Genomic DNA, 10,486 nt, shown 5'->3' with positions numbered 1-10,486 from the left:
ACCCCCAGCGAGATTGCTGGGGGTCTATTCTGCAAACACGCGGAATTAGGACTTATTCATCTAGGCGCCGTGGATCCACCCCAGAGGGCCGTCACCGGGTATCCGGTGGCGGCCCTCTGTTTGCCCGGCATCCAGACGATGCCACCGCCGGGGCCGGGGTCTACGCTGGAATCATGAATCTGGAAGAAACCCCCCTCCCCGGGATTGGGGTACGTCGCGACGTCATGCTGGCGACGGGGCGACGCGTCGGCGTCGTCGTGAAACGTGACGGCGGCATGGAGCTGATCATTTCCGAGCGCCAGGATCCTGATGCCTGCCAGGCGGCCATTCCCCTGACCAACGAGGAAGCCGCGGCGATCGGCGGGCTGCTCGGCGCTCCGCAATTGGTGGCGGACCTGACGGCCGAGCACCGCGAACTGCCCGGGGTGAATACCCAGCAGTTCGTGCTGAGCCAGGACAGCCCCTACGCGGACCGCACCCTGGGGGATACCCATCTGCGGACGCGCACCCACGCGTCCATCGTCGCGGTCTCCCGCGCCGGGCAGGTCCACGCGTCGCCCCCGCCGTCCTTCGAGCTGGCCCCGGGTGACGTGGTCATCGTGGTGGGCACCTCAGAGGGCCTGGACAAGGCCGCCCACCTGCTCAATAACGGATAGGGCCGGCCCGTGGACCACACCACCCTCGTCTTGATCGAGCTCGGAGCCGTTTTCCTCGGCCTCGGGCTGCTCGGGCGTGTGGCGGCACGGATCGGCATGTCACCGGTCCCGTTGTACCTGCTGGGTGGTCTGGTCTTCGGGCACGGCGGCATCGTCCCGCTCTCCGGCATCGAGGCGTTCGGCGACATCGCCAGCGAACTCGGCGTAGTCCTGCTGCTGCTGATGCTCGGCCTCGAGTACACGGCCAAGGAACTGGTGACCGGATTGCGCCGGTCCTGGGTGGCCGGCCTGATCGACCTGGTCCTGAATTTCGTGCCGGGTGCAGCGCTGGCCCTCATCCTGGGGTGGGGTGTCATCGGAGCCCTGGTGCTGGGCGGTGTCACCTACATTTCCTCCTCGGGAATCTGCGCCAAGGTGCTCTCCGACCTGGGACGGCTGGGCAACCGGGAAACCCCCGTCGTCTTGTCCATCCTCGTCCTGGAGGACCTGGTGATGGCCGTCTACCTGCCCATCCTCACCGCAGCGTTGGCCGGCGTGAGCTTCCTGGGCGGGCTGCGGGCCGTGGGCGTCGCGCTCCTGGCGGTCACCGCCGTCCTGCTGCTGGCCTTGCGCTACGGTCCGCTGATCTCCCGCCTGATCCATTCTCCCGATCAGGAGAACTTCCTGCTCAAACTCATTGGCGCGGCCTTGCTGGTGGCCGGGATCGCAGCTGCCCTGCAGGTGTCCGCGGCCGTGGGCGCGTTCCTGTTGGGCATCGCCATTTCCGGGTCCACCGCCCACTCGGCGGCCAAGGTCCTGGCGCCGTTGCGCGATCTGTTTGCCGCAATGTTCTTCGTGGTCTTCGGCATCAACACCGACCCGGCCACCATTCCCCCGGTGCTCGCACTGGCACTGGGACTGGCGGCCTTGACCTCCGTGACCAAGGTGGTCACCGGCGCGTGGGCCGCCCGGCGGGCCGGCATCGGGGTGCCGGGCCGGATCCGCGCCGGTACGGTGCTGATCGCCCGCGGCGAGTTCTCCATCGTCATCGCCGGTTTGGCGGTGGCCGGGGGCGGTGCCTCACCGGAACTGGCGGCGTTGGCCACCACCTACGTCATGCTGCTGGCAGTTCTGGGCCCCGTGGCCACCCGCATGGCCGAACCCCTGACCCGGGTCATCTCGGGCCGACTTCACCCCGCCCGGGATCCTGCAGGAAGTGGCTGACGGCGCCGGCAGCGAGTCGCCCAAGATGCATGTCACCGGCGCGTGGGATATGCTGAGATGCACCCGCGGGTACGAACGGACCGGCGGGTGTTTTGCGGGCGTAGCTCAATGGTAGAGCGCCAGCTTCCCAAGCTGGACACGCGGGTTCGATTCCCGTCGCCCGCTCTCTTTGTGTCCGGGCACACGCCCCCGACACCGGGCGGCGCGTAGACTAGGTTTGCCATGAAACGCACAATGTTCAAGTCAAAGATCCATCGCGCCACCGTGACCCATGCCGATCTGCACTACGTCGGCTCCGTGACCGTGGACCTCGACCTCCTCGAGGCATCCGACATCCTGCCCGGGGAACTGGTCAGCATCGTCGACGTCACCAACGGCGCACGGCTCGAGACCTACACGATCGCCGGGGATCGCGGAAGCGGAGTCCTGGGCATCAATGGTGCCGCGGCACATCTGGTCCACCCCGGCGACACGGTCATCCTCATCAGCTATGCCGAGATGGAGACCGCCGAGGCGCGCAGCTATGTTCCGCGGGTCGTCCACGTTGACGCGGACAACGCGATGGTCGCCCTCGGCTCAGACCCCTCGGAGTCCCTCTCGACCGGCGACGTGCGTCCACCGCACGCCATCGCCGGAATACCCGCGGACTTCTAGGACGTGCTCGGGGTCCTCTCCGGTTTCTCCGTTGTCTGGGCCGTCATCATCGTCGGCTATTTCGTCGGCCGCACCGGCGTCCTCGGTGCCGACGCGCGCTACGTCCTGAACCGCCTGACGTTCTTCGTCGCCAGTCCAGCGCTGCTCTTCATCACCGTGGCCGACTCCGACCCGGCGGCCGTGCTCGGACCCAGCCTCGGGGTGGCTGCCATCAGCGCAGCCGGCGTCGCCCTCCTCTACTTCGCCATCACCGGCTGGTGGCTCCTGCGCGACCGGCCCGAGCGCCTGGTCGGTGCGATGAGCGCCTCGACGGTGAACTCGGCGAACCTGGGACTGCCGATCGCCGCATATGTTCTGGGCAACACCTCCCACGCGGCCCCGGTGATCCTCTTCCAGCTGGCCTTGTGGAGCCCCCTTTTCCTGATCTTCCTGGACGCCAGCAGCTCACGGCGACGGACGACCCCCACGGCCATGGTGCTCACTACCCTGCGCAACCCGATGATCGTCGCTTCCCTGGTGGGCCTGCTCTTCGCCGTATTCGGCTGGAAGCTGCCCCACCCCATCATGGAGCCCATCGAGTTGATCGCCGGAGCCTCGATTCCCGCCATGCTGATCGCCTTCGGGATCTCCCTGGTCGGGTCCAAACCCTTGGAAAAGGTCTCTGCCCGCCGGTCAGACGTGCTGGTCGGAACCGGCCTGAAACTGCTGGTCCACCCCGTCCTGGCCTGGCTGGCCGGCTCGCTGATCTTCCGGTTGGAGGGCGCGGATCTGTTTGCCGTGGTGATCATGGGGGCCCTGCCGTCGGCCCAGAACGTCTTCGTGACCGCCTCCCGGTACGAACAGGGCCTGGTGGTCGCGAAGGACACGGTCCTGCTGACCACCATCGCCGCGGTCCCCGCGATGATGCTCGTTCCGGTCATCCTCCACGGCTGATGCTCCCCGCCGTCGTACTTCGGAATAATCGGAGTGCCGCCAGCGCTGGGACTGCTAGCGTTCCAAGATCCCGGTACCCACCGGGCCCCCGCCGATCCCGGACCACCGTCCGCCCGCACCGAAGGACCTTGCCCCATGAACCGACGTCTCCTGCCGCTGGCCGCCACCACCCTCGCCCTGGCCTTTGCCGTGTCAGGCTGCTCCTCGACCCCGGAATCGGGGACCTCCTCCTCGAAGGCTGCTGATGGCCTGACCCTGCAGGAGGTCAAGGACGCGGGCGTGCTGACCGTGGGCACCGAGGGCACCTACAAGCCCTTCTCCTTCCACGAAGGCGGGGCGGGGGACCTGACCGGATACGACGTCGAGGTCATCACAGCGGTCGCCGAGAAGCTCGGGGTCAAGCCCAAGTTCGAGGAGACCCAGTGGGATGCCATCTTCGCCGGGCTCAAATCCGGCCGGTTCGACGTCATCGCCAACCAGGTGACCATGGATGCGCAGCGGAAGAAGGCCTACGACTTCTCCACCCCCTACACCGTCAGCAAAGGCGTCATCGTCACCAAGGCCGACAACAACGACATCACGTCGTTCGCCGATCTGAAGGGCAAGACCACCGCCCAGTCGCTGACCAGCAACTGGAATGACCTGGCCAAGAAGTCCGGTGCGAAGGTCGAGGGCGTCGAAGGTTGGGCACAGTCCGTGACGCTGCTCAAGCAGGGCCGCGTGGATGCGACCATCAACGACCAGCTGACGTACCTGGACTACCAGAAGTCCACCCCGGACGACGCGATCAAGATCGCCGCCGAAACGAAGGACACGTCAGAGGCCGCGCTGGCCTTCCCGAAGGGCAGCACGGACCTGGTCAAGGCCGTGGACTCCGCGTTGGGCGAACTGCGCCAGGACGGGACGCTGGCGAAAATCTCGGACAAGTACTTCGGCGAAGACGTCTCGAAGTAGCCGGCGGAACGTAGTCTGATCCCATGAACGTCGACTGGTCGCTGTTCCTCGACTCACTGTGGCCCATCGTGCGCGGTGGCTTGCTGGGAACGATCCCCCTGTCCCTGGCCAGCTTCGTGCTGGGCCTGGCCATCGCCCTGGTGGTCGCCATGATGCGCATCGGTTCCAACCGGGTGCTCTCATGGATCGGCCGCGTCTACATCTCCCTCGTCCGCGGCACGCCCCTGCTGGTGCAGTTGTTCGTCATCTTCTACGGCCTGCCCTCCATCGGCGTCACGTTGAACCCCTGGATCTGCGCGATCATCGCGTTCTCGGTCAACGTCGGCGGCTACGCGGCCGAGATCATCCGGGCCTCGATCCTCTCGGTGCCACGGGGTCAGTGGGAAGCCGGGTACACGATCGGGATGTCGCGGGGCAAGACGCTGCGCCGGCTGATCCTGCCGCAGGCAGCCCGGGTCTCCGTACCGCCGCTGTCGAACACGTTCATCTCGCTGGTGAAGGACACGTCGCTGGCCTCGCTGATCACCGTGACCGAGTTGTTCCGCCGGGCGCAGGAGGTTGCGGCGTTCAGCCAGCAATTCATGCTGCTCTACCTGGAGGCCGCCTTGGTCTACTGGGTGGTCTGCCTGGTGCTTTCGGCCGGACAGTCCAAGATCGAGGAAAGGCTGGACCGCTATGTCGCCCACTGAACCGCTGCTGAAGGTTTCGGGGCTGCAGAAGTCCTTCGGGGCCAACCACGTGTTGACCTCGATCGACCTGGCCGTGGCCCCGGGTGGCGTGTTGGCATTGATCGGTCCCTCCGGTTCCGGCAAGACCACGGCGCTGCGGTGCCTGAATGGGTTGGAACAGCCCGACGCCGGTACCGTCGCCTTCTCCGGGGGCCCCGGAGTCACCTTCTCCGCCTCGACCAGCACCAAGGAAACCCAGTCGCTGCGCACCCGCAGTGCCATGGTGTTCCAGAACTACAATCTCTTCCCGCACAAGACGGTCCTGCAGAACGTCATCGAGGGGCCCATCCAGGTCCAACGGCGGCCGAAGGCCGAGGCCATCGCGGAGGCCACCTCCCTGCTCGAACGCGTCGGGCTGGCGGAGAAGGCCGACCAGTATCCGCACGAGCTTTCCGGAGGCCAACAGCAGCGGGTGGGAATCGTTCGCGCCTTGGCGCTCAAACCCTCCCTGCTGCTCTTCGACGAACCGACGTCGGCACTGGACCCGGAGCTGGTCGGGGATGTGCTCACGGTCATCAAGGAGCTCGCACAGGAGGGCTGGACGATGGTCCTGGTCACCCACGAGCTGGCCTTCGCCCGCGAAGTCGCGGACCACGTCGTGTTCATGGACGGTGGCGTCGTCGTCGAACAGGGGCACCCGGACACTGTGCTGCGCGCGCCCCGGGAGGAGCGCACCCAGCAATTCGTGCACCGCCTGCTCAACCCGTTCTAAGCACCCATCCTCGTCGCGGGGGGACGCCGGGCAGCGCGCCGTCCCAGAAATCCAGTGCGATGCGGCACCGGTGCGCATAGGCTGAGCCCATGGCGAAGAACACACCGGAACAGCAAGTCGAAAATATCAGCAGCGGCTACACCTTTGAAGGCGGGGCGATCACCCTGGGTGCCGCCCTGGTCGATGGCGAGGTCCACCCCGAGGCGCAGGTCAGGCTGCCCCTGAGGATGATGAACCGCCATGGCCTGGTCGCGGGGGCGACCGGCACCGGCAAGACCATCACCTTGCAGGTCATGGCCGAGCAGCTCTCCAACGCCGGGGTCCCGGTGTTCCTGGCGGACGTGAAGGGCGATCTCACGGGCCTCTCCACCCCGGGTACCAGCAGCGAGAAGCTGCTCGCCCGGACCCAGTCAGTGGGCATGGACTGGCAGGCCGCCTCGTTCCCCGTCGACTACTACAGCCTGGGTGGCAGCGGCGAGGGAATCCCGGTGCGAGCCACGGTTTCCTCCTTCGGACCCGTGCTGCTGGCCCGCATCATGGAGTTGAACGAGACCCAGGAATCCAGCCTCCTGCTGGTCTTCCACTATGCGGACCAGAAGGACCTGGAACTCTACGACCTCAAGGACCTCCGGGCGGTCATCCAGCACCTGACCTCCGACGAGGGCAAGGCGGATCTTGCCGAACTCGGCGGGTTGTCCTCGGCCACCGCCGGGGTCCTGCTACGTGAACTCGTCGCCCTCGAGGCCAAGGGCATGGAGAAGTTCTTCGGCGAACCCGAGTTCGACACCACGAAGCTGCTCCGGATCGCGGAGGACGGCCGCGGGGTGCTCTCCTGCCTGGAGTTGCCGTCGTTGCTGCAGCAGCCGCTGGTGTTCTCCACGTTCCTCATCTGGTTGCTCGCCGACCTGTTCGAGGAGTTGCCGGAAGTCGGCGATGCCGACAAGCCCAAGCTCGTCTTCTTCCTCGATGAGGCCCATCTGCTCTTCAACGACGCCTCCAAGGCGTTCTTGGACTCGATCACCAACACGGTGCGCCTGATCCGTTCGAAGGGTGTCGGGGTCTTCTTCATCACGCAGACCCCCAAGGACGTCCCCGGCGAGATCCTCGGCCAGTTGGCCAACCGCGTCCAGCATGCCCTGCGCGCCTTCACCCCGGACGATGCCAAGGCGCTGAAGGCCACGGTCTCCACGTTCCCCACCAGCGACTACGACCTCAACGAGGCACTGACCCAGGCCGGAACCGGCGAAGCGGTCGTCGTCGTCATGAACGAGAAGGGCGCACCGACCCCCGTCGCCTGGACCCGGATGTGGAGCCCTACCTCGAACATGGGCGCCTCCCCCGCCGAAACCGTCAAACAGGTCGCCGCGGCATCACCGATGATGCAGGAGTATGGCACCGCGGTGGACCGCGAGTCCGCGTTCGAGGTCCTCGCGGCCCGTGCAGCGGGGAAGGATGCCGCCGCCGGCGCGGAAGGCACCGCGGATTCCGCACCGGCGCCCGCGCAGCGTCGACCGTCGGCGAGCAGGCCACCGGCCAAGCAGGACAACCCGGTCATGGACTTTGCGATGCAGGCCGCTGGCATGCTGGGCAAGGAACTCATGCGGGGCATGTTCGGCACCCGCCGTCGTCGCCGCTAGGCACCGCTGGTGCCGTCGTCCCCGTTTCACGGGGGCGGCGGCACTCCCGGTAACGTATAACAGGTGAAAAACGCTTCCTCGCCCATCCGCGTCCTGGCCCTCTGGCTGGCCGCGCTGATGGTCCTCGCCATCGCAGCAGTCGTGACGATCACGCTGGTGAACCAGAAGGTCTTCGGGCCCGAAAAACAGGTCAGCACGTACTTCGGCATGCTCCAGGACGGCGAAGGCGGACAAGCCCTGGGACTCCTGGACCCCGCGTCCCCGCAGGGCAACGGGCTGCTGCTCGACGGCGAGGCCCTGCAAGCCGCGGTCAAGCCCATCGAGGGCTTCACCGTGCACCAGGCCCGTGAGGTCACCGAGGGCAAGGTCGAGGTCACCACCACCTACCAGGTCGACGGGAATGACCACGAAACCGTGTTCCATCTGACCCGGACGGGTAAGGACTGGCTGTTCTTCGACCGCTGGGCCTTTGCCGCCACCGACCTGCCGGAAGTCACCGTCAGCGCCGACACCACCAACGCGGTGCAGGTCAACGGGCAAACAGCGCCCCTGACGAAGGGGGCCGCCAAGCTTCCGGTATTCCTTCCCGCAGTCGTGGAGTCCAGCTACCGGGACAAGTACTTCCAGGGCACCAAACGCCGGGTTGTGGTTGATTCCGCCTCGGCAGCGGGAACCGACGGGCTCCAGCTGACCACCCAGCCCACCGGGAAACTGGTCAAGGACATCGACACCCAGTTGCACCGGTACCTGGATGACTGTGCACAGCAGCAGGTCCTCAAACCCGCCGGCTGCCCGCTGAGCTACGACACCGAGGCACGCGTCTCCGCGGACTCGATCCATTGGAAGATCACCCAGTACCCGAAAGTCGACATCGGCCCGTATGACGGTGGCTGGGTGCTGCGTCCACTACAGGTCGGCACGTCCCTGGACCTGGTCGAACAGAACCTGATGACCGGTGCGAAAACCGAGAATACCGTCGAGCACGACTTTGGATTCACCGCCAAGCTGGAGCTCTCCGGCGATTCGGTGACGGTGACACCGGTCGTCGGAGAATAGCCCGCCTAGTCCACGGGTCGGCTGGATGCCGGCCGGTCCGGCCGGGCATCCCGGTCCGTCGGTTCCCCTCCGGTGTCCTTCTCCACGGCTACCGGCGCGGTGGTGGACGGCTGGCCATCGCCGGTGGCGAAGACCGGCTGGTTGAGGTGGCCCCGGCGCACGAACTGCAAGGCCCATAGCCCGGCAGCCAGGGCGATGAGTCCGCCCGCGGCGATGGACCAGCGGGCACCGAAGGCGGTGCCGAGCCAGCCCACCAGCGGGGCACCGATCGGGGTCCCACCCTGGATGACCATCATGTAGATCGCCAGTACGCGTCCGCGGAACCTCGGCTCGACGGATAGCTGGATCGAGGTGTTGCAGCTGTTCAGGAAGGTCAGCGAGGCCAGCCCCACAGGAACCAGGGCCAGCGCGTAGAGCCAGAACGTCGGCATCACCGAGGCGCCGATGCTGAAGACACCGAACAGGATGGCCCCACCGATCAGGTAGCGCAGCCTGAACCGTCCGCGACGCGCGGCCAGCAGTGCGCCGCCAAGGGTCCCCACGGCCATCACCGAGCCCAGCAGCCCGTACTCCCCCGGGCCGACTCCATAGGCCTGGGTGGCCATCATGGCGTTGGTGATCTGGAAGTTCAGCCCGAAGGTGCCGATGAGTGCGGCCAGGACCAGGATCATGACCAGATCGGGCCTGCCCTTGATGTACTGCATGCCCTCGCGGATCTGGTGCTTGGCCCGCACCGCCGGCTTGGGCGTGTAGAGCAGCTCCGGCTTCATCTTCCAGATGGACAGCAGCACCGCGGCGAAGCTGGCGGCGTTGATCAGGAACGCGGGCGCCGTACCGAGCCACGCGATGACGATGCCGGCGACGCCGGGGCCCGCGAGCCGGGCCAGGTTGAAGGATGCGCTGTTCAGGGCCACGGCATTGGGGACATCGTCCGGCCCGACGACCTCGGAGACGAAGGCCTGGCGGGCCGGCGCGTCGAAGGCACTGGCCAGTCCCAGCACGAAGGCCAGGGTGTAGACGTGCCAGAGTTCGGCGGTATCGGTGAGCACCAGCAGCCCGAGGACCAGCGCGCAAAGCCCCATGATGGTCTGGGTGATGAGCAGCAGCTTGCGTTTGTCGTACCGGTCGGCGACGAGCCCGGCGTACGGGCCCAGGAACAGGATGGGGAGGAACTGCAATCCGGTGGTGATGCCGGTGGCGGTACCGGAGTTGTTCGTCAGAACGGTCAGCACCAGCCAGTCCTGCGCCACGCGCTGCATCCAGGTGCCGATGTTGGACACCAATGCCCCGGAGACCCACAGCCGGTAGTTCGGTGTGGCCAGGGCCTTGAACATCTGGCTCATCGGGCGTTCATCTCCGTGAGCAGTTCCGCAGCGCGGCGCAGGGCCGCACGGTCATCCGCGCCAAGGTCGGCGACATGGCGGGAGAGCCAGGCAGTGCGCTGGTTGCGGACCTGGTCCACGACGGCTCGGCCGGCCTCGGTGATGGACACCAGCACCTGCCGGCCATCGTCGGGATTCCCGGTGCGCTCCACCTGGCCGCCCTCCTCCAGCGCCTTGGCGATCCGGGTCATCGAGGGGGCCGTCACCCGTTCACGGGCCGCCAACTGCCCCAGGGTCTGCGGTTCATGCCACAGGGCCACCAGCACCGAATACTGTCCGGCCGTGACGACGCCTCCGCCGACCTCCACGCGGAGCCGGCGCGAGACACGCATGATGGCCACGCGCAGCCGGGCGGCGAGGTCGTCGTCGAATTCTTCGGGTTCCTGCGGGGGCACGGCTCTCCTGGGCTCGCATCCGGGTCGGCGGCTGGTCGTCGTCGCGCGCGGACAATTAGTTGCTTAGCGTTGCTAACAATACTCCCGTCGGCGCTCCACCGCCATGGTGCGGGTCACCCCACCTGCTTTCCCCTGCGCGCGAGGGGCCGGGGACGACGACGGCGGGAAGCCCCTCC

Annotated in this window: 11 protein-coding genes and 1 tRNA gene; 10 read left to right on the top strand and 2 right to left on the bottom strand. The window is 66.9% G+C overall.

The annotated features are described in order from the left end of the window. Positions 1-173 precede the first annotated feature (173 nt). From ABD088_RS09450 to ABD088_RS09405, 10 genes are all read left to right on the top strand, one after another. Positions 174-656: a cation:proton antiporter regulatory subunit gene (locus tag ABD088_RS09450; RefSeq protein WP_343901672.1), complete on the top strand. Its 483-nt coding sequence runs from the start codon at positions 174-176 to the stop codon at positions 654-656. Between the two features lie 9 nt (positions 657-665). Beyond that, positions 666-1,859 (top strand): cation:proton antiporter, encoded by a 1,194-nt coding sequence (locus ABD088_RS09445; protein WP_343901671.1) that lies wholly within the window; start codon positions 666-668, stop codon positions 1,857-1,859. A 94-nt stretch (positions 1,860-1,953) separates the two neighbouring features. Further along, positions 1,954-2,024: transfer RNA gene (locus tag ABD088_RS09440), tRNA-Gly, on the top strand. A 57-nt stretch (positions 2,025-2,081) separates the two neighbouring features. Beyond that, the gene (gene panD / locus ABD088_RS09435) at positions 2,082-2,513 is read left to right on the top strand and encodes an aspartate 1-decarboxylase (protein ID WP_343901670.1); all 432 of its coding nucleotides are present in this window, start codon (positions 2,082-2,084) and stop codon (positions 2,511-2,513) included. Between the two features lie 3 nt (positions 2,514-2,516). Continuing rightward, positions 2,517-3,446 (top strand): AEC family transporter, encoded by a 930-nt coding sequence (locus ABD088_RS09430; protein ID WP_343901669.1) that lies wholly within the window; start codon positions 2,517-2,519, stop codon positions 3,444-3,446. Between the two features lie 135 nt (positions 3,447-3,581). Further along, a complete protein-coding gene (locus ABD088_RS09425; RefSeq protein ID WP_343901668.1) occupies positions 3,582-4,400 on the top strand; it encodes an amino acid ABC transporter substrate-binding protein in 819 nt (272 codons plus the stop codon). 23 nt (positions 4,401-4,423) lie between these two features. Next, positions 4,424-5,089 carry an amino acid ABC transporter permease gene (locus ABD088_RS09420; RefSeq protein WP_343901667.1) on the top strand — a complete coding sequence of 222 codons (666 nt, stop codon included), beginning with the start codon at positions 4,424-4,426 and terminating at the stop codon, positions 5,087-5,089. Then, the gene (locus ABD088_RS09415) at positions 5,076-5,840 is read left to right on the top strand and encodes an amino acid ABC transporter ATP-binding protein (RefSeq protein WP_343901666.1); all 765 of its coding nucleotides are present in this window, start codon (positions 5,076-5,078) and stop codon (positions 5,838-5,840) included. The genes ABD088_RS09420 and ABD088_RS09415 overlap by 14 nt, the downstream gene beginning before the upstream one ends. Positions 5,841-5,929: 89 nt before the next feature. Beyond that, positions 5,930-7,477 carry a helicase HerA-like domain-containing protein gene (locus ABD088_RS09410; RefSeq protein WP_343901665.1) on the top strand — a complete coding sequence of 516 codons (1,548 nt, stop codon included), beginning with the start codon at positions 5,930-5,932 and terminating at the stop codon, positions 7,475-7,477. A gap of 63 nt (positions 7,478-7,540) precedes the next feature. Further along, entirely contained in the window at positions 7,541-8,533 is a 993-nt protein-coding gene (locus ABD088_RS09405; RefSeq protein ID WP_343901664.1) for a zinc ribbon domain-containing protein, read from the top strand. Between the two features lie 5 nt (positions 8,534-8,538). Here ABD088_RS09405 and ABD088_RS09400 read toward each other — a convergent pair whose 3' ends face one another. Both ABD088_RS09400 and ABD088_RS09395 read right to left on the bottom strand, forming a co-directional pair. Beyond that, positions 8,539-9,876 carry an MFS transporter gene (locus ABD088_RS09400; protein WP_343901663.1) on the bottom strand — a complete coding sequence of 446 codons (1,338 nt, stop codon included), beginning with the start codon at positions 9,874-9,876 and terminating at the stop codon, positions 8,539-8,541. Further along, complete coding sequence (locus tag ABD088_RS09395; protein WP_343901662.1) at positions 9,873-10,310, bottom strand: MarR family winged helix-turn-helix transcriptional regulator; 438 nt, start codon at positions 10,308-10,310, stop codon at positions 9,873-9,875. Before ABD088_RS09395 ends, ABD088_RS09400 begins: the two co-directional genes overlap by 4 nt. Between the last annotated feature and the right edge of the window lie 176 nt (positions 10,311-10,486).

Origin of the sequence: Arthrobacter rhombi (assembly GCF_039526245.1) — a bacterium.
Lineage (GTDB): Bacteria > Actinomycetota > Actinomycetes > Actinomycetales > Micrococcaceae > Arthrobacter_H > Arthrobacter_H rhombi.
This window is presented reverse-complemented; position numbering and strand designations above follow the sequence as displayed.

Excerpts from the sequence above, each read along its gene's own strand:
- ABD088_RS09450 (WP_343901672.1), top strand. The coding sequence starts at position 174 with ATGAATCTGGAAGAAACCCCCCTCCCCGGGATTGGGGTACGTCGCGAC.
- panD (WP_343901670.1), top strand. The coding sequence starts at position 2,082 with ATGAAACGCACAATGTTCAAGTCAAAGATCCATCGCGCCACCGTGACC.
- ABD088_RS09425 (WP_343901668.1), top strand. The coding sequence starts at position 3,582 with ATGAACCGACGTCTCCTGCCGCTGGCCGCCACCACCCTCGCCCTGGCC.
- ABD088_RS09420 (WP_343901667.1), top strand. The coding sequence starts at position 4,424 with ATGAACGTCGACTGGTCGCTGTTCCTCGACTCACTGTGGCCCATCGTG.
- ABD088_RS09415 (WP_343901666.1), top strand. The coding sequence starts at position 5,076 with ATGTCGCCCACTGAACCGCTGCTGAAGGTTTCGGGGCTGCAGAAGTCC.
- ABD088_RS09410 (WP_343901665.1), top strand. The coding sequence starts at position 5,930 with ATGGCGAAGAACACACCGGAACAGCAAGTCGAAAATATCAGCAGCGGC.
- ABD088_RS09400 (WP_343901663.1), bottom strand. The coding sequence starts at position 9,876 with ATGAGCCAGATGTTCAAGGCCCTGGCCACACCGAACTACCGGCTGTGG.